Genomic DNA, 18,631 nt, shown 5'->3' with positions numbered 1-18,631 from the left:
CAAGCCCGACGTGGGGCAGATCAGAGAATTTCAATCGCGATGGCGTGAGCGCCCCGGTCAATGAAAAGCTGCAGCGCATCATACACAAGGCGATGCTGTGCTACGCGTGTACGACCCGTAAAGAAAGGTGACGCGATGCGCACCCGGAAATGGGTACCAGAGCCCGTGCCGTTGGCTCCGACGTGGCCTGCATGGGCGGCGCTTTCGTCCAGGACTTCTAGCTGTGTGGGAGTGAGCGCGTCAGCCAGGCGCGCATGCATGGCCTCCGCTGTGATCGCCATGTTGGTTGCTCCAGTGTCAGGGCTCATGGCTGGACATCCTTCGATGCCGCAGCGGCTGCATCGTCGCCGTTGTCGTCATCTTTCATGTAGCGGCTGATGTAGAGCGCCTGGGCCACGATGAAGACCACCATCAGGCCCATGCCGCCGAACAGCTTGAAGTTCACCCAGGTGTCGGTGTCGAAGGTGTAAGCCACCCACAGGTTGATGATGCCCATGGAGGTGAAGAACCCCGTCCAGCTCCATTGCAGGGTGCGCCAGGCCGCGTCGGGCAGTTGCATCTGCGCGCCCATGACGGAGCGAATGAGGTTCTTGCGGAAGATCAGCTGCCCCAGCACCAGGGCCGCAGCCATCAGCCAGTACAGCACCGTGGGTTTCCACTTGATGAAGGTCTCGCTGTGTGAGAGCAGCGTGGCGCCACCGAAGACGACGATCACGCCCAGGCTGACCCACTGCATGGGCTCGACCTTGCCGTGCCGAAAGCGCAGGTAGGCGATCTGCACGATGGAGGCCGCGATGGTCACGGCTGTGGCGATGTAGATGCCCCAGACCTTGAAGGCCACGAAGAACAGGATGATGGGAAAGAAGTCGATCAGCAGTTTCATGAAAGGCGGAGCGGAGTTCGGGCCGATAGGTTGACAGGCTGCAGTCAGGCGTTTCAGCGTGCCGGTGGCTCGAAGTCGAGCGATGCGGAGTTCATGCAGTAGCGCAGTCCGGTAGGCGTGGGCCCGTCTTCGAAGACGTGGCCCAGATGCGCACCGCATTGTGCACAAACCGTTTCAGTGCGCACCATGCCGTGGGTGCGGTCGACGATCTCCTTGATGGCACCAGGCACGGCGAGCGAAAAGCTAGGCCAGCCGCAGCCCGCGTCGAACTTGGTGTCAGAGTCGAACAGCTTGGCGCCGCAGCAAACGCAGTGGTAGCTGCCGTCGGCCCAGTGCGCTTCGTATTTGCCGGTGAACGGCCTCTCGGTGGCGGCGTGGCGCGTGACTTGGTACGACGCAGGTTCAGCGCCTTTTTCTTTCAGCAGGGCCTGCCATTCGGCGCCCGATTTTTCGATGGGGTAGGTCATGATGAACAGCTGATTTCGATGGTGGATGCCCAGTCGGGCGGGAAGTCCGCCCAGTGGGCGTCTTGGGTTGCGTGTTCGTCGAACGGGTGTTCCAGCAGGGCTTGCAGCGTGTGCAGCACAGAGAAGTCGCCGGCCTGGGCTGCGCGAATGGCCTGCTCGCCCAGGTGATTGCGCAGCACGAACTTCGGATTGGTCTTTAGCATCAAATCGGCCGCTAGCGCTTTATCCATAAGCGCAGTATGCTCCTGAAATGATAGCTTCCATGCATGCCAGCCATCACGGTGGATGAACAGGTCGTCCACCGGTTCGTAGTCGCCGGAGCGCCGCGCGTGCGACAGGCGCCGCCAGAAGATGGCCCAGTCCACGCCGTCCTGCGCCAGCAATTGCAGCAGCGTGTCGATGAGAGCTGCGTCGCTATCGCCCTCGCCGGGTTGCAGCAGACCGAGCTTGGCGCGCATGCGGGCCAAAAATTCGGCAGGGAAGACGGTCTTGTACGATTCCAGCGCAGTCTGGGCATGCGCCGTATCGCCGATCAAAGGCATCAGCGCCTGCCCCAGGCAGAACAGGTTCCAGTACGCCACGTTGGGCTGGCGGTTGAAGGCGTAGCGACCCTGGTGGTCGCTGTGGTTGCAGACGTGGCCGGGCACGAAGGCATCGAGAAACTGGAACGGGCCGTAGTCGATGGTCAGGCCCAGGATGCTCATGTTGTCGGTGTTCATCACCCCGTGGCAGAAACCTACCGCCTGCCATTGCGCCAGCAACGCGGCCGTGCGCTCGCTCACCGCCTGCAGCAGCGCCGCGTAGGCGTTGCTGCCCAAGTGCGCGTTGGCCCCGGCCGTGCGGCAGGCCGGGTAATAGCGGTCGATGACGTAGTCGGCCAGCTGGCGCAACTCGGTCTCTTTGCCGCTGGACGCAAAGTGTTCGAAATGCCCAAAGCGGATGAAGCTGGGCGCCAGGCGCGCGACGACCGCAGCCGTTTCTGCCTCTTCGCGGTACACGGGCGCGGGCGAGCCGGTGAGGCTGAGCGCCCGCGTGGTGGGCACGCCCAGGGCGTGCATGGCCTCGCTGCACAGAAACTCGCGGATCGACGATCGCAGCACCGCGCGGCCATCGCCGCCACGGGAATAGGGCGTGCGGCCCGCTCCCTTCAACTGCACTTCGATGTGTCCTTGGGTCTCGCCCAGCAAGATGGCGCGCCCGTCGCCGAGCTGCCCTGCCCACACGCCGAACTGGTGGCCGCTGTAGACCGACGCCAGCGGGCGCGCATCGGCCGGCACGGCGTTGCCGCTGAACACCTGCAGTGCGGCGTCCGACGCCAGCCATTGGGGCGAGACGCCCAGCCATTGGGCGGCGCTGGCGCTGGTGCTGATCCAGTGCGGCGCAGGCAGCGGGGTCGGCACCAATTCAGTGAAAAACGATGGCCCCAATGCCGCGAAGCCATTGCGCCAGGCCAGGCCAGAGCGCGGGACAGCGTCTGTGGATGCGAGGGTAGAAGACATCGGCACATTGTCTCGCAGGGGCGATGTCCAGAGCGGGGCAGGGACTTGGAGCAGCACGCTGTCCGCTGCGCGACACAACCGTGCCGGCGGCCTGCGCAGGTCGGGCTTGCCCTGCCCGGCGGCCGCCGGGTGCGCGGTAGGATGGCCAATCACCGTAAGCCACTAAAAAAAGGAGCACATACATGCTGGGTCTGATGCAGAACCAACCGTTGCTGGTTTCGTCGCTGATCGAGTTTGCGGAGCGCCACCATGGTGACACCGAGATCGTTTCGCGCCGCGTGGAAGGCGACATCCATCGCACCACCTACCGTGCGCTGTCGGCCCGCGCCAAGCAACTCGCCAACGCGCTGGACAGCCTGGGCCTGCAAGCGGGCGCCCGCGTGGCCAGCCTGGCATGGAACGGCTACCGCCACCTGGAGATGTACTTCGGCGTGAGCGGCTCCCAGCGCGTGCTGCACACCGTCAACCCGCGGCTGCACCCGGACCAGATCGCCTGGATCGTCAACCATGCCGAAGACCAGGTGCTGTGCTTCGATCTGACCTTTCTGCCCCTGGTGCAGGCCGTGCATGCGCGGTGCCCGACGGTGCGCCACTGGGTGGCCCTGTGCGACGCCGACCGGCTGCCGCAGGACAGCGGCGTGCCCGGGCTCGTCAGCTACGAGGCCTTGATCGCCAACGCATCGCCCGACTACGCCTGGCCCGTGTTCGACGAGAACACCGCTTGCGGCATGTGCTACACCAGCGGCACCACCGGCAACCCCAAGGCGGCGCTCTACAGCCACCGCTCCAGCACGCTGCATGCGTATGCGGCGGCGCTGCCCGACGTGATGGGCTTGTCCGCGCGCGACTCGGTCATGCCGGTCGTGCCCATGTTCCACGTCAATGCCTGGGGCATTCCTTACTCGGCGCCGCTCACCGGCTGCAAGCTGGTGTTTCCGGGCCCGGCGCTGGACGGCAAGTCGGTCTATGAGTTGATCGAGGCGGAGGGCGTGACTTTCGCCGCCGGCGTCCCCACCGTCTGGCAGATGCTGCTCGGCCACCTCAAGGCGGGCGGCCTGCGCTTTTCCACGCTCAACCGCACGGTGATCGGCGGATCGGCCTGCCCGCCGGCGATGATCCAGACCTTCCAGGACGACTACGGCGTGCGCGTGCTGCACGCCTGGGGAATGACGGAGATGAGCCCGCTGGGCACGCTGTCCACGCTGAAGAACAAGCACAGCGACTGGCCCAAGGACGAGCAGATGAAAATCCTGCGCAAGCAGGGCCGGGCCATCTTCGGCGTGGACATGAAGATCGTCGATGGCAATGGCCGCGAGCTGCCCTGGGACGGCAAGACGTACGGCGACCTGCTGGTCAAGGGGCCGTGGATCGTCGCCAGCTACTTCAAGTCCGAAGGCGGCGACCCGCTGGTGCCCGATGAGCGCGGCATCGGCTGGTTTCCGACCGGCGACGTCGCCACCATCGACCAAGACGGCTTCATGCAGATCACCGACCGCAGCAAAGACGTGGTCAAGTCCGGCGGCGAATGGATCAGCTCCATCGACATCGAGAACATCGCCATGGCGCACCCGGCCGTTGCCATGGCCGCCTGCGTGGGCATGGCGCACCCCAAGTGGGACGAGCGGCCCATCGTGGTGGTGGTGCGCAAGCCAGGGGCTGAAGTCACGCGCGAAGAGCTGCTGCAGTTCTACGAAGGCAAGACGGCCAAGTGGCAGATCCCGGACGACGTGGTATTCGTAGAAGCGATTCCGATCGGTGCTACCGGCAAGATGCTCAAGACGCGGCTGCGCGAGCATCTGAAAGACTACCGGTTGCCGGGGCTCTGAGAACGTAAAAACGCTCTGCGTACCCGCAGTCGCGCAGGGCTTCTTTCATGCCCGCAGTCGCTTGGGCGATAGCGGCTACGGGCATTCCCTGAAACGAACCTGGCCCCTTGTCGATACGCTGCGTCGTGTTGACACTAAAAAGGAGACAGACCATGGGTTTCGCTATCAGATCAATAGCAGCATCCGTCCTGTTGGCGAGCGCTGGCGGCGCATTCGCTCAGAAGGGTGAGACCGTCAAGATCGCTTGGCTGGACCCTCTGTCCGGCCTGATGGCGGCGGTCGGCACCAACCAGCTCAAGAGCTTTCAGTTCCTGGCCGAAGAGTTCAGCAAGAAGAATGCCTCGGGTGTGAAGTTCGAGATCATCGGTATCGACAACAAACTCAGCCCCCAGGAAACCACCAGCGCGCTGCGCTCGGCCATGGACCAGGGTGCGCGCTACGTCGTGCAGGGCAACGGCTCGGGCCCTGCGCTGGCCATCATGGACGCCCTGGAAAAGCACAACGCGCGCAACCCCGGCAAGGAAGTCGTCTTTCTCAACTATGCCGCGGTGGACCCGGACCTCACCAACAGCAAGTGCAGCTACTGGCACTTCCGGCTCGACGCCGACACGTCGATGAAGATGGAGGCGATGACCACCTTCATCAAGGACGTGCCCGAGGTGAAGAAGGTCTACCTCATCAACCAGAATTATTCGCACGGCCAGCAGGTGGCCAAGTTCGCCAAAGAAAACCTGGCGCGCAAGCGGCCCGACGTGCAGATCGTCGGGGACGACCTGCACCCGCTGGCCCAGGTGCGTGATTTCTCGCCCTACATCGCCAAGATCAAGCAGTCGGGCGCCGACACGGTGATCACCGGCAACTGGGGCTCTGACCTGGCACTGCTCATCAAGGCAGCCAACGATTCGGGCCTGAACAACGTCAATTTTTACACCTACTACGGCGGTGTAACGGGCAGCCCCACCGCCATGGGAGCGGCGTCTTCAGGGCGCATCTACATGGTGTCGTACAACCATCTGAACCTGCCTGGCGACATCGGGCGCATCGTCAAGGACTACAAGGCGAAGTTCAACGACGACATGTACACCGGCGCCGTCTATCACGCCTTCTCGATCCTCGACAACAGCTTCGTGAAGGCGAAATCCACCGACCCGGTCAAGGTGGCTGCGGTGATGGAGGGGCTGAAGTTCAACAGCTTCAACGGCGAAGTGGAGATGCGCAAGAGCGACCACCAACTGCAGCAGGGCCTGTTTGTCTCCAAATGGGAAAAGGCCGGCGGCAAATATCCGAACGATGCGGAGAGCACCGGCTACACATTCGTTCCTGTGAAGTACTACGAGCCCTATGTGGCCAGCACGCCGACGTCGTGCCAGATGAAGCGGCCGTCGTGACATGATTTTTGTTTGAAGTCCTTCGAGGCCCGATTCGCTCTCGGGCCTTTTTTTTACCCAGCTTCCGACCATTCCGATGAACCTTGAGTTTTTCGTCATCTCTTTGCTGAACGGCGTCAGTTACGGCTTGCTGCTGTTCATGCTCAGTTCGGGGCTGACCCTCATCTTCAGCATGATGGGGGTGCTCAACTTCGCCCACACCAGCTTCTACATGCTGGGCGCCTACCTGGCCTATTCGATTGCCGGGGTGGTGGGCTTCTGGCCTGCGCTCGTCATTGCGCCGCTCTTGATCGGCGCGATGGGCGCGGGCTTCGAGCGGTTCGCACTGCGCCGCGTCCACAAGTTCGGCCATGTGCCTGAGCTGCTGGTCACGTTCGGCCTGTCTTACCTCATTCTGGAACTGGTGCAGTTGATATGGGGCCGCTCGACCGTGCCCTATGCGCTACCCAGCCAACTGCAAGGGCCGCTCTTCACGCTGTACGGCACGCAGTTTCCGAAGTCGCGCTCGTTCATCATGCTGGTGGCTTTGCTGATGCTGGTGTCGGTCTGGCTGCTGCTCACGCGCACGCGCATCGGCCTGGTGATTCAAGCGGCGCTCAAGCATCCCGACATGGTCGAGGCGCTGGGCCACAACGTGCCGCGGGTGTTCATGCTGGTGTTCGGCGGCGGTTGTGCGTTGGCCGGGCTGGCTGGCGTGATCGGCGGTAACACCTACATCACCGAGCCCGCCATGGCCGCGTCGGTGGGCTCCATCATCTTCGTCGTGGTGGTGGTGGGTGGCATGGGCTCGCTGGCGGGAGCGTTCATCGCCTCGCTGCTGATCGGGCTGGTGCAGACCTTCGCCGTGGCGCTGGACTATTCGCTGGTGCATGCCTTTGCCCGCATCGGCGTGCAGGTCACCGAACAAACCTTCGGCTGGCCCGTGCTCAAGCTCACGATCTCGCAGATCGCTCCGATCCTTCCGTACCTCTTTCTGGTGCTGATCCTGATCTTCCGGCCCAAGGGCTTGCTCGGCACCCGGGAGGACTAAAGATGAGCCATTCGACACCTTCATCCTCCTCCGCCTCGCCGTCCGCAGACGTGCGCTACCACCGCTTCAAGCCGCTGAACGTGGGCCGCTTCGTCATCTGGACCGCCTTCGCCCTGGCACTGATCGCCGCGCCCTGGGTATTCACCAGCAGCCTGGCGCTGACCATGCTGGCCCAGATCGGCTATCTCATCATCATCTGCCTGTCGTACAACATTTTGCTGGGGCAGGGCGGCATGCTGAGCTTCGGGCATGCGGTGTACACCGGGCTGGGCTCGTTCATCGCCATCCATGCGATGAACCTGGCGGCCAAGGGCTCCATGCCCATTCCGCTGGTGCTGATTCCGCTGGTGGGCGGCCTCGCCGGGCTGTTCTTCGCGGTGCTGCTGGGCTTTGTGACCACCAAGAAGTCGGGCACCACGTTTGCCATGATCACGCTGGGCATCGGCGAGCTGGTGGCGTCGATGGCGCTGATGTTCCCTGAATTCTTCGGCGGCGAAGGCGGCATCACCACCGACCGCGTGTATGGCAAAGCCTTCTTCGGCATCAGTTTCGGGCCGGCCATCCAGGTGTATTACCTGATCGCCGCGTACTGCTTCGTGTGCACCGCGCTGATGTTCGCCTTCACCGGCACGCCGCTGGGGCGCATCTTGAATGCGGTGCGCGACAACCCCGAGCGTGTGGAATTCATCGGCTACAACACGCAGCGCGTGCGCTACTTCGCCTTCATCATCGCGGGCTTTTTCGCGGGCGTGGGCGGCGGGCTGGCGGCCATCAACTTCGAGATCGTCACGGCCGCCGACAGCGTGAGCGTGCTGCGATCGGGCGGCTACCTGCTCTTCACCTTCCTGGGCGGCGCCACCTTCTTCTTCGGGCCGATCATCGGCGCGGTGCTGCTGGTGCTGGCGTCCGTGCTGCTGTCAGAGCTGTCCAAGGCCTGGCTGCTGTACCTGGGCCTGGCCTTCCTCTTCATGGTGATGTATGCGCCGGGCGGCATCGCCAGTCTGATCATGATGAATCTGCGGCTGGCCCGCTACGGCAAGCTGCGCGCGCTGGTGCCGTCCTATCTGGCACTGGGCGGCACGGCGCTGGTGGCGGTGCTGGGCGCTGCCGTCATGGTGGAGATGACCTATCACCTGCAACTGAACGCGGCACTGGGGCCGAAGCTCACCTTCATGGGCGTCATCCTCGACGCACGTGCCTTCGCCACCTGGTTCGGTGCGGGCTTCGTCTTCTTGACGGGCCTGGGCCTGTTCGAGCTGTGCCGCCGGCAGTTTTCAAAGCAATGGAGCACGATCCAGGAAGAGATCGAGCACGCCATGAAACGCGGGGAGGGTGCCTGAATGAGCCGCGACGACATGACCGCAACGACAACGCAAGCAACCTCTGCGCGCACGGCAGCCACACCTGCGCTGGAGCTGCGCGACCTGCACAAGAACTTTGGCAAGACCGCCATCATCCGCGGGGCCAATCTGCGTGTGGCGCCCGGCGAGCGCGTGGCCATCATCGGCCCCAACGGCGCGGGCAAATCCACGCTGTTCAACCTGATCAGCGGCCGCTTCGGCGCCACCAGCGGCCAGGTGCTGCTGAACGGCCAGCGCATCGACGGCAAGGCGCCGTACGAGATCAACCGCATGGGGCTGTCGCGCAGCTTCCAGATCACCAATATCTTCCCCAAGTTGAGCGTGTTCGAGAACCTGCGTTGCAGCGTGCTGTGGAGCCTGGGCTACCGCTACACCTTTCTGCGGTTCCTGTCGCGACTGGACGATGCGAACGAGCGCGCCGAAGAGCTCATGCAGCAGATCCGGCTCGACAAGAAGCGCGACACGCTGGCCATGAACCTGACCTACGCCGAACAGCGCGCGCTGGAGATCGGCATCACCATCGCCGGCGGAGCCAACGTGATCCTGCTGGACGAGCCCACCGCCGGCATGAGCAAGAGCGAAACCTCGCGCTTCATCCATCTCATCAAGGAAGTGACCGTGGGCCGCACGCTGCTGACCGTGGAACACGACATGGGCGTGGTGTTCGGCCTGGCCGACAAGATCGCCGTGGTGGTCTATGGCGAGGTGATCGCCTTCGACACGCCCGAGGCGGTGCGCGCCAACCCGCGCGTGCAGGAGGCCTACCTGGGCTCCGCCGTCGCCGCACAACAGGAAGGGGCGCACTGACATGCTCCAGATCGACAACCTGCACGCCTATTACGGCAAGAGCCACGTGCTGCACGGCGTTTCGTTCGACGTGCAGCCTGGTGAGATCGTCGCGCTCCTGGGCCGCAACGGCTCGGGCCGCTCCACCACCGCCAAGGCCGTCATGGGACTGGTCACCTGGGAAGGCGGCCTGCAATGGCGGGGCGAGAGCCTGCAGGGCCGCAAGGCCTACGAGATCGCGCACAGGGGCATCGGCTACGTGCCCGAGAGCCGCGACATCTTTCCGAACCTGACCGTGCACCAGAACCTGCTGCTGGGCCAGAAGGGCAAGGGCAAAGGCAGCCGCTGGGGCTTCGACGACATGTACGAGATGTTTCCGCGCCTGAAGGAACGCCAGCACACCGAGGCGGGCGTGATGTCCGGTGGCGAGCAGCAGATGCTGACGCTGTGCCGCACGCTGATGGGTGACCCCGAACTCATCATCATCGACGAGCCCACCGAGGGCCTGGCGCCCAAGATCGTCGAGCTGGTGGCCGAGTACCTCATGAAGATCAAGTCGCGGGGCGTATCGGTGCTGCTGATCGAGCAGAAGCTCACCATCGCCATGACGATCTCCGACCGCGCGCTCGTGATGGGGCACGGCAGCATCGTCTTCAACGGCACGCCCGACGAACTGCGCGCCAACAGCTACGTGCGCAAGGAGTGGCTGGAGGTCTGAGCCCATGCCCCGGGCTCTTTCCGCACCTGCTGTAGTTTTATGAGTCAAATAGGGCTCTAGCGCCCTATTTATAAGCGCTGATAGCTATAAAAATTATAGCGAATACTGCTTGGGTGTCGCGGCGTTGCGCGGCATGGGGCCCGGCTTGTCCCGCCAGAGACAAATGCGCGGGGGCTGAACTTCCAGCCTCCAGCAAAAAAACGTACGATCGTTCTATTTACTTCCACCAAAGCACAAGGGGACCGACCGCATGACCGCTGAATACCAAGTCCATGGCGACATCGCCGTGATCACCCTGAACAACCCGCCCGTCAATGGACTGGGCCACGCGACGCGCAAGGGCATCACCGACGGCCTGGAGCGCGCCAACGGCGATGCGGCAGTCAAGGCCATCGTCATCACTGGCGCCGGCGGCGCTTTTTCGGGCGGGGCCGACATCAAGGAATTCGGCACCGACAAGGCGCTGCAAGAGCCGAATCTGCTGTCGGTGATTGCCACGGTAGAAAACTCCACCAAGCCCGTGGTCGCGGCCATCCACACCGTGTGCATGGGCGGCGGGCTGGAATTGGCGCTGGGTTGCCACTACCGCGTGGCCGCGCCCGGCTGCAACGTGGCGCTGCCCGAAGTGAAGCTGGGCCTGCTGCCCGGCGCCGGCGGCACGCAGCGCCTGCCGCGCGTGGTGGGAGTGGAGGCGGCGCTGAACATGATCGTGAGCGGCGAGCCGGTCAAGAGCGAGCTGATCGGCTCCATGCCCGGCCAGAAATTGTTCGACAAGATGGCGGCCTCCGCCGAAGCGCTAGCCGGCGAAGCTCTGGCCTTTGCCCGCAGCGTGGCCGACGTGCGGCCGCTGCCGCTGGTGCGCAACCTGCCGTGCCGCCACCCCGAGGGCGACGCGTACTTCCAGTTCGCGCGCAACATGGTCAAAGGGATGGCCAAGAACCTGCCCGCGCCCGCCAAATGCGTGGACGCAGTCGAAGCCGCCACCAAGCGCAAGTTCAACGACGGCCTGGCCTATGAGCGTGAGCTGTTCATCAACCTGATGTGGACGCCCGAGTCGCGCGCGCTGCGTCACATCTTCTTCTCCGAGCGCGCCGCCAGCAAGATTCCGGACGTGCCGTCCGACACGCCCCAGCGCGAGGTCAAGGCCGTGGGCGTGATCGGCGCCGGCACCATGGGCGGCGGCATCGCCATGAACTTCCTGAACGCCGGCATTCCCGTGACGATGCTGGAGACGAAGCAAGAAGCGCTGGACCGCGGCATCGCCACCATCCGAAAGAACTACGAGTCGCAGGTCAAGCGCGGCAAGCTCAAGGAAGACAAGTACCAGCAGCGCATGGGCCTGCTGAGCACCACGCTGAGCTACGACGACCTGAAGAACGCCGACCTCATCATCGAGGCCGTGTTCGAAGAAATGGGCGTGAAGGAAACCGTCTTCAAGCAGCTCGATTCCGTCGCCAAACCGGGCGCGATCCTCGCGTCCAACACCTCCACGCTGGACGTGGACCAGATCGCAGCCTTCACCCAGCGCCCGCAGGATGTGGTCGGCATGCATTTCTTCAGTCCCGCCAACGTGATGAAGCTGCTGGAAGTGGTGCGCGGCAAGGCCACTGCCAAGGACGTGCTGGCCACCGTGATGGGCGTTGCCAAGAAGATCCGCAAGACGGCCGTCGTGTCGGGCGTGTGCGACGGCTTCATCGGCAACCGCATGATCGAGCGCTACAGCCAGCAGGCCGGCTTTCTGCTGGACGAAGGCGCCACGCCGCAACAGGTGGACAAGGCCGTCGAGAAGTTCGGCTTTGCCATGGGCCCGTTCCGCATGGGCGACCTGGCGGGCAACGACATCGGCTGGGCGATTCGCAAGCGCCGCGCCATCGAGCGCCCCGACATGAAGTACAGCCGTACGGCCGACAAGCTGTGCGAGCTGGGCCGCTTTGGCCAGAAGACGGGCGCGGGCTGGTACGACTACCAGGCCGGCAAGCGCGACGCCATTCCGAGCGAGCTGGTGAACAAGATGGTCGAAGACCACCGCAAGGAGCTGGGCATCACGCCGCGCAAGATTTCCGACGATGAAATCGTGCAGCGGCTGGTGTATGCGCTGGTCAACGAAGGCGCGAAGATCCTCGACGAAGGCATCGCCAGCAAGGCGGGTGACATCGACATGGTGTATTTGACCGGCTACGGCTTCCCGATCCACCGTGGCGGCCCCATGCACTACGCCAGCGAGACGGGCCTCTTCAACGTCGAGCAGTCGATGAAGCGCTTTGCGCAGAACCCGCTGGACGATGCCAGCGCCTGGGAGCCCGCACCGCTGCTCTCGCGCCTGGCCGCCGAAGGCAAGGCGTTCGCTTGAACGCCCACGCTCCGCATCCGCCATTGCCCTCGCCGACAGAACAAGGAATTTGCACATGACCTCCGCAGTGATCGTCTCCACCGCCCGCACGCCGCTCGCCAAGAGCTGGAAGGGCTCCTTCAACATGACCCACGGCGCCACGCTCGGCGGCCACGCCGTGCAGCACGCGGTGCAGCGCGCCGGCATCGACGGCGCGCATGTCGATGACGTCATCATGGGCTGCGCCACGCCCGAAGGCGCCACCGGCAGCAACATCGCGCGCCAGATCGCCATCAAGGCCGGGCTGCCAGTCACCACCTCGGGCATGACCATCAACCGCTTCTGCTCCTCGGGCCTGCAGACCATCGCCACGGCAGCGCAGCGCATCATCGCGGGCGAGGGCGACGTGTATGTGGCCGGCGGGGTGGAAAGCATCTCGTGCGTGCAGCAGGAAATGAACCTGCACATGATCCAGGACCTGGCCCTTGCCAAGCAAAAGCCCGAGATCTACTGGAACATGCTGCAGACGGCAGAACAGGTAGCCAAGCGCTATGGCATCGGCCGCGACGCCATGGACGAGTACGGCGCCGGCAGCCAGCAAAAAGCCTGCGCCGCGCAGGCTGCCGGCCTGTTCGATGCCGAGATCGCGCCCATCACCGTCACGGCAGGCATTGCCGACAAGACGCTGGGCCTGATCACCAGGCAAGTCACCGTATCGAAGGACGAAGGCACGCGCGAAGGCACGACGGTGGAGGCCATTAGCGGTCTGCGTTCCGCGCTGCCGGGCGGTTTGATTTCAGCCGGCAACGCCAGCCAGTTTTCTGACGGCGCCGGCGCCTGCGTGGTTACCAGCGAAGCCTACGCCAGCCAGCACGGCTTGAAGCCGCTGGGCCGGTTCCTGGGCTTTGCGGTGGCCGGCTGCGAGCCCGACGAGATGGGCATCGGCCCCATCTTTGCCGTGCCCAAGGTGCTGAAAAAACTGGGCCTCACGGTGCAGGACATCGACCTGTGGGAGCTGAACGAAGCCTTTGCCGTGCAGGTGCTGTACTGCCGCGACAAGCTGGGCATTCCGGCCGACCGCCTGAACGTGAACGGCGGCGCCATCGCCCTGGGCCACCCCTACGGCGTGAGCGGCCAGCGCCTGACAGGCCATGCGCTCATCGAGGGCAAACGCCGCGGTGCCAAGCGTGTCTGTGTGACCATGTGCATCGGCGGCGGCATGGGTGCTGCGGGTGTGTTCGAGGTGCTGTGACGCACGTTGCGACCCTGGCGTGATGGCGCGCGTGTGTCTGCCCCTGTGAAGGCCCACCTGGGGACGCCCGTGCGGTGCGTGCCCGCGCTGCTGTGCCACTGGCAGCGCGTGGCATCGATTGCTCTTTCACTCTCTTTTTAATAGCTGTCAGCGCTTGCTTGGCGGGCGCTGGCGGCCTCAATGAGGCACGGTTCATGAGCCTGCGTCCCACCCTCGACTTTCTGCTCTACCAGTGGCTCGGCGCCGAATCGCTGGCCACGCGCGAGCGCTTTGCCGATCATTCGCGCGAGACCTTCGATGCGGTGCTGGACACCTGCGAGCGCATCGCCCGCGAAAAGTACGCGCCGTTCAACCGCCTGGTCGACACGCAACAGCCGCACACCGTGACCGAGCCGGACGGCACGCTGCGCGTGGTGCTGCCGCAAGCCACGCACGATGCGCGCCGCGCCTATGCCGAATCGGGCCTGCTCAGCGCCGCGCAAGACTATGAAGTGGGTGGCATGCAGTTGCCCTACACGGTGGAGGCTGCGGCCAACAGCTTCTTCGCCGCAGCGTCGGTCAGCATCGGCTCGAACCTGCTGACCTCGGGCAATGCCAACCTGCTGATGGCGCACGGCACGCCGGCACAGCAGCAGGTGTTTGCCCTCAACGAATTCAACGGCCGCTGGGCCGGCACCATGTGCTTGTCCGAGCCGCAGGCGGGCTCTTCGTTGTCGGACGTGGCCACGCGCGCCGTCCCAGACAAGACCCCTTCGGTAGCCGCAGACGAGGCCGCTTCGGTAGCCGCAAACGGCGAAGTCCCTTGGGATGGCGACGTGCTGGGTGCGCGCTATCGCCTGACCGGCAACAAGATGTGGATCAGCTCGGGCGACCATGAGCTGACCGAGAACATCGTGCACCTGGTGCTGGCCAAGATTCCGGGGCCGGATGGCAAGCTGGTGCCGGGCGTCAAGGGCATCTCGCTTTTCATCGTGCCCAAGCATCTGGTGAACGCAGACGGCGCACTGACGGGCGAGCGCAACGACGTGGCACTGGCCGGCCTGAACCACAAGCTGGGCTGGAGCGGCACCACCAACACGCTGCTGAACTTCGGTGAGGGCAAGTATCCCGTGCGCGGCGGCGTGGGCGCCATCGGCTATTTGGTCGGCCAGCCGGGCGAAGGCCTGAAGTGCATGTTCCACATGATGAACGAGGCGCGCATCGGCATCGGCATGGCGGCCACCATGCTGGGGCTGGCCGGCTACTACGCCAGCCTGGACTACGCCAAGAACCGTCCGCAGGGCAGGCCCATCCAGGCGGGCAGCGCGAGCGCTGCGGGCAAGTCCGGCAAGGACGCCGCCGCGCCCCAGGTGCGGTTGATCGAGCATGCCGACATCAAGCGCATGCTGCTGGCGCAAAAGAGCTACGGCGAAGGCGCGCTGGCGCTGAACCTGTACTGCGCGCGCCTGGTCGATGAACAGCACACGGGCGACGCGCAGGCGGCCGACGAGGCGCGCCTGCTGCTGGAAGTGCTCACCCCCATCGCCAAGAGCTGGCCCAGCGAATGGTGCCTGGAGGCGAATTCGCTCGCCATTCAAGTTCACGGCGGCTACGGCTACACGCGCGACTTTCCCGTGGAGCAGTACTGGCGCGACAACCGGCTGAACATGATTCATGAAGGCACGCACGGCATCCAGGCGATGGACCTGCTCGGCCGCAAGGTGCTGATGGAAGGCGGCCGGGGGCTGCAGCTGCTGGCCGGCCGCATCAACGCCACCGTGCAGCAGGCCATCCAGCAGCCCGAGCTGGCCACCTACGCCAACGCGCTGGCCGGTGCGCTGGCCGAAGTGGGCGCGGCCACCAAGGCGGCCTGGGCGACGGGCGAGCCGGCGCAAGCGCTGGCCAACGCCGTGCCGTACATGCAAGCCTTCGGCCATACCGTGCTGGCCTGGGTCTGGCTGGATGTGGCGCTGGCCACGCAGCGCAACGACGCTGCGCTTTCGATAGCTGCTAGCGCAGGCAGGATGGGCGCTGCACGCTATTTCTATCATTACGAACTGCCCAAGATCGGCGCCTGGCTGAACGTGGTGCGCCAGCGCGACCAGACCTGCGCGGCGCTGCCCGAAGACGCGTTCTGATCCGCGCGGCGCGCCTATCAAAGGCGCGACACGGCCCAGGCCGCAGCGCTCGCACAATGTGCCGGCACCTGATTCACAGGCCATCACAAGGAGACACAAGCCCATGAGCCGAACCGTCCAGCAACTCTTCGATCTTTCCGGCAAGACTGCCCTCATCACCGGCGGCTCGCGCGGGTTGGGCCTGCAGATGGCCCACGCGTTGGGCGAGGCCGGCGCCCGCGTGCTGATCACGTCGCGCAAGGCCCCCGACCTGGAAGAGGCCACCGCCACGCTGCAGGCCGCAGGCATCGACGCACGCTGGGTGGCGGCCGACTGCGGGCAGGAAGCGGACATCCAGCGCCTGGCCGCCGAGACGCTGCAGCGCCTGGGCGACGTGGACATCCTCATCAACAACGCTGGCGCCAGCTGGGGCGCCCCGGCCGAAGACCACCCCACCGCCGCGTGGGACAAGGTGATGAATCTCAACGTGCGCGGCTACTTCCTGCTGTCGCAGGCCATCGCCAAGCACAGCATGATCCCGCGCAAGAGCGGCCGCATCCTGAACGTGGCGTCCATCGCCGGGCTGGGGGGCAACCCGTCGGCGATGAAGACCATCGCCTACAACACGTCCAAGGGCGCGGTGATCAACTTCACCCGTGCGCTGGCGGCGGAGTGGGGCGAATACGGCATCACGGTCAACGCGATCTGCCCAGGCTTTTTCAAGACCAAGATGGCAACGGTGCTGATCGAGTCTTTGGGGGAGGAGAAGATGGCGTCGCACGCGCCGCTGCGCCGCCTGGGCGACGAGGAGGACCTCAAAGGCATCGCGCTGCTGTATGCCAGCGATGCGGGCAAGCACATCACCGGGCAGTGGATGGCGGTGGACGGCGGCGTGAGCGTGGTGACGGGCGGCTAAGCTCCGGGTGTTGACCACTACCCGCTGACAGGAGACCTATCCGTGCTGAATTTTGGTGTCGAGATTCCCTTCGTGACCCACCTGGGTTTCACCCTGCACCGCTTGGAGGCGGGCGAGTCCGAGCTGCGCTACGAGGCTGCGCCCGAGCACCTCAATTCGTTCGCCGTGACCCACGGCGGCGCCACCATGGCGCTGCTGGACGTGACGCTGGCCACAGCCGCGCGCAGCGAGACGCCGGACTACGGAGTGGTCACCATCGAGATGAAGACCAGCTTCATGCAGCCCGCGCGCGGACCGCTGGTGGCCAAGGGCCGGCTCATTCACCGCACCCGTTCCATCGCGTTCGCCGAAGGCACGGTGTACGACGCCGAAGGGCGTGCGTGCAGCCATGCCACGGGCACCTTCAAGTACGTGCGGCGCGCCGCGGCGGAAGGGCCCGGCGAGGGCACGGCACTGTCTACCGACTGATGCTTCTTCACGGCGTCTGAAATCGCCGCTTTGCAAAATTTGAATCAAAACGTGCTCCAGCGCTTGTAAATAAAGCGCTGGCCGCTATCATAAATATAGCAAAAGGAGTTTCGCCATGCCCCGCAATCAACAGATCGTTCTCGACAACCGCCCTCAGGGCGAAGCCACCACGGGCAATTTCAAGCTCGTTGCCACCGACACGCCAGCGCTGGGCGATGGCCAGGTGCTGGTGCGCCACCACTACCTGAGCCTGGACCCGTACATGCGCGGCCGCATGAACGAAAGCAAGAGCTACGCGGCCAGCCAGGCGCTGGGCGAAGTGATGATCGGCGGCACCGTGGGCGAGGTGGTGGAAAGCCGCCACGCCAAGTTCGCCGTGGGCGACAAGGTGGTGGGCATGGGCGGCTGGCAGGAATACAGCGTGGTCGACGGCAATGCCGCCGGCGCCTTGCGCAAGGTCGATACGACGCACGTGCCGCTGTCGCACTACCTGGGCGCCGTGGGCATGCCGGGCGTGACGGCCTGGTATGGCTTGGTGAAGATCATCGAGCCCAAGGCGGGCGAGACGGTGGTCGTCAGTGCCGCCACCGGCGCCGTGGGCAGCGCCTTTGCTGCGCTGGCAAAGGCACGCGGCTGCCGCGTGGTGGGCATTGCCGGCGGGCCGGACAAGTGCAGGTACGCCACCGAAGAGCTGGGCTTTGACGTGTGCATCGACCACCGTGCCAACGGCGATCTGAAGGCCATGTCGAAGGCGCTGAAAGAGGCTTGCCCGGACGGCATCGACGGCTACTTCGAGAACGTGGGCGGCTACATCCTCGACGCGGTGCTGCTGCGCGCCAACGCCTTCGCGCGCGTGGCGGTGTGCGGAATGATCGCCGGCTACGACGGCCAGCCGCTGCCGCTGCAGAACCCGGCGCTGATCCTCATCAACCGCATGAAGGTGCAGGGCTTCATCGTCAGCGAACACATGGAAGTGTGGCCCGAGGCGCTCAAGGAACTGGGCGGGCTGGTCGCGGCCGGCAAGCTGCGCCCGCGCGAGACCATCGCAGACGGCCTGGCCGCTGCGCCCGAAGCCTTCCTGGGCCTGCTCAAAGGCAAGAACTTCGGCAAGCAATTGGTCAAGCTGGTCTGATGGCACTGCATTGGACCTGGGCCCGGTTCGACGACCTGGGCGTGCATGCGCTGCACGACGCTCTGGCGTTGCGTTGCCGCGTGTTCATTCTTGAACAAGGCCCGTACCAGGACCCAGACGACGCCGACAAGACCGCCTGGCACCTGCTGGGCCGCGCGCACGCCGGCGGGCCGCTGCTGGCCACGCTGCGGGTGGTGGATGGTGGCGTGAACTACCCCGAGCCCTCCATCGGCCGCGTGGTGACGGCGCCCGAGGCGCGCGGCACCGGCGCCGGCCGCGCGCTGGTGGCTGAGGGCCTGGCGCGTTGCCAGCAGGCTTGGCCCGGCCAGGCCGTGCGCATCAGCGCGCAGGCCCATCTGCAGCGCTTCTATGGCGAGCATGGCTTTGCCACCGTGTCGCCCGAATATCTGGAAGACGGCATTCCCCATGTCGAAATGCTGTGGAGTCCGGGCGAGCGCGCCATAGCCTGAGCGCTTGCCA

17 protein-coding genes are annotated in these 18,631 nt (G+C 64.9%); 13 read left to right on the top strand and 4 right to left on the bottom strand.

Annotated elements, in window-relative coordinates; genetic code table 11:
- Positions 1-20: 20 nt before the first annotated feature.
- The 4 genes from RQI28_RS03270 to RQI28_RS03255 are packed head-to-tail and all read right to left on the bottom strand — an operon-like array spanning position 21 to position 2,849.
- Positions 21-308, bottom strand: coding sequence for a BolA family protein (locus tag RQI28_RS03270; protein ID WP_404976835.1), 288 nt, complete (start codon positions 306-308; stop codon positions 21-23).
- Positions 305-883 (bottom strand): septation protein A, encoded by a 579-nt coding sequence (locus RQI28_RS03265; RefSeq protein WP_311221143.1) that lies wholly within the window; start codon positions 881-883, stop codon positions 305-307. The genes RQI28_RS03270 and RQI28_RS03265 overlap by 4 nt, the downstream gene beginning before the upstream one ends.
- Before the next feature lie 53 nt (positions 884-936).
- Positions 937-1,350, bottom strand: coding sequence for a peptide-methionine (R)-S-oxide reductase MsrB (gene msrB, locus RQI28_RS03260; protein ID WP_311221142.1), 414 nt, complete (start codon positions 1,348-1,350; stop codon positions 937-939).
- Complete coding sequence (locus RQI28_RS03255) at positions 1,347-2,849, bottom strand: protein adenylyltransferase SelO family protein (RefSeq protein WP_311221141.1); 1,503 nt, start codon at positions 2,847-2,849, stop codon at positions 1,347-1,349. The genes msrB and RQI28_RS03255 overlap by 4 nt, the downstream gene beginning before the upstream one ends.
- Positions 2,850-3,031: 182 nt before the next feature.
- Here RQI28_RS03255 and RQI28_RS03250 point away from each other — a divergent pair, with 182 nt between their 5' ends.
- The 13 genes from RQI28_RS03250 to RQI28_RS03190 all read left to right on the top strand — a co-directional run bounded on the left by RQI28_RS03250 (position 3,032) and on the right by RQI28_RS03190 (position 18,621).
- Positions 3,032-4,675: a 3-(methylthio)propionyl-CoA ligase gene (locus RQI28_RS03250; protein WP_311221140.1), complete on the top strand. Its 1,644-nt coding sequence runs from the start codon at positions 3,032-3,034 to the stop codon at positions 4,673-4,675.
- 152 nt (positions 4,676-4,827) lie between these two features.
- The gene (locus tag RQI28_RS03245) at positions 4,828-6,063 is read left to right on the top strand and encodes a branched-chain amino acid ABC transporter substrate-binding protein (RefSeq protein ID WP_311221139.1); all 1,236 of its coding nucleotides are present in this window, start codon (positions 4,828-4,830) and stop codon (positions 6,061-6,063) included.
- A 76-nt stretch (positions 6,064-6,139) separates the two neighbouring features.
- Complete coding sequence (locus RQI28_RS03240; RefSeq protein ID WP_311221138.1) at positions 6,140-7,093, top strand: branched-chain amino acid ABC transporter permease; 954 nt, start codon at positions 6,140-6,142, stop codon at positions 7,091-7,093.
- Between the two features lie 2 nt (positions 7,094-7,095).
- Complete coding sequence (locus tag RQI28_RS03235) at positions 7,096-8,433, top strand: branched-chain amino acid ABC transporter permease (RefSeq protein ID WP_311221137.1); 1,338 nt, start codon at positions 7,096-7,098, stop codon at positions 8,431-8,433.
- Complete coding sequence (locus RQI28_RS03230; protein WP_404976959.1) at positions 8,434-9,261, top strand: ABC transporter ATP-binding protein; 828 nt, start codon at positions 8,434-8,436, stop codon at positions 9,259-9,261. It begins immediately after the preceding gene.
- 1 nt (position 9,262) lies between these two features.
- Positions 9,263-9,958: an ABC transporter ATP-binding protein gene (locus RQI28_RS03225; RefSeq protein WP_311221135.1), complete on the top strand. Its 696-nt coding sequence runs from the start codon at positions 9,263-9,265 to the stop codon at positions 9,956-9,958.
- Between the two features lie 250 nt (positions 9,959-10,208).
- The gene (locus RQI28_RS03220) at positions 10,209-12,308 is read left to right on the top strand and encodes a 3-hydroxyacyl-CoA dehydrogenase NAD-binding domain-containing protein (RefSeq protein ID WP_311221134.1); all 2,100 of its coding nucleotides are present in this window, start codon (positions 10,209-10,211) and stop codon (positions 12,306-12,308) included.
- Between the two features lie 55 nt (positions 12,309-12,363).
- Positions 12,364-13,539, top strand: coding sequence for an acetyl-CoA C-acyltransferase (locus RQI28_RS03215; RefSeq protein ID WP_311221133.1), 1,176 nt, complete (start codon positions 12,364-12,366; stop codon positions 13,537-13,539).
- Positions 13,540-13,733: 194 nt separating this feature from the next.
- Positions 13,734-15,656, top strand: coding sequence for an acyl-CoA dehydrogenase (locus tag RQI28_RS03210; protein ID WP_311221132.1), 1,923 nt, complete (start codon positions 13,734-13,736; stop codon positions 15,654-15,656).
- 103 nt (positions 15,657-15,759) lie between these two features.
- The gene (locus RQI28_RS03205; RefSeq protein ID WP_311221131.1) at positions 15,760-16,551 is read left to right on the top strand and encodes an SDR family oxidoreductase; all 792 of its coding nucleotides are present in this window, start codon (positions 15,760-15,762) and stop codon (positions 16,549-16,551) included.
- A gap of 42 nt (positions 16,552-16,593) precedes the next feature.
- Positions 16,594-17,019 carry a PaaI family thioesterase gene (locus RQI28_RS03200; RefSeq protein ID WP_311221130.1) on the top strand — a complete coding sequence of 142 codons (426 nt, stop codon included), beginning with the start codon at positions 16,594-16,596 and terminating at the stop codon, positions 17,017-17,019.
- A 115-nt stretch (positions 17,020-17,134) separates the two neighbouring features.
- Positions 17,135-18,151, top strand: coding sequence for an NADP-dependent oxidoreductase (locus tag RQI28_RS03195; RefSeq protein ID WP_311221129.1), 1,017 nt, complete (start codon positions 17,135-17,137; stop codon positions 18,149-18,151).
- On the top strand, positions 18,151-18,621 hold the full coding sequence (locus RQI28_RS03190; RefSeq protein WP_311221128.1) for a GNAT family N-acetyltransferase: 471 nt from the start codon (positions 18,151-18,153) through the stop codon (positions 18,619-18,621). Before RQI28_RS03195 ends, RQI28_RS03190 begins: the two co-directional genes overlap by 1 nt.
- Positions 18,622-18,631: the final 10 nt, after the last annotated feature.

Origin of the sequence: Acidovorax sp. WCS2018Noco2-16 (genome assembly GCF_031843945.1) — a bacterium.
GTDB lineage: Bacteria > Pseudomonadota > Gammaproteobacteria > Burkholderiales > Burkholderiaceae_C > Paracidovorax.
Note: the sequence above shows the minus strand (reverse complement) of the source record. Positions and strands in the feature narration are given on the sequence as shown.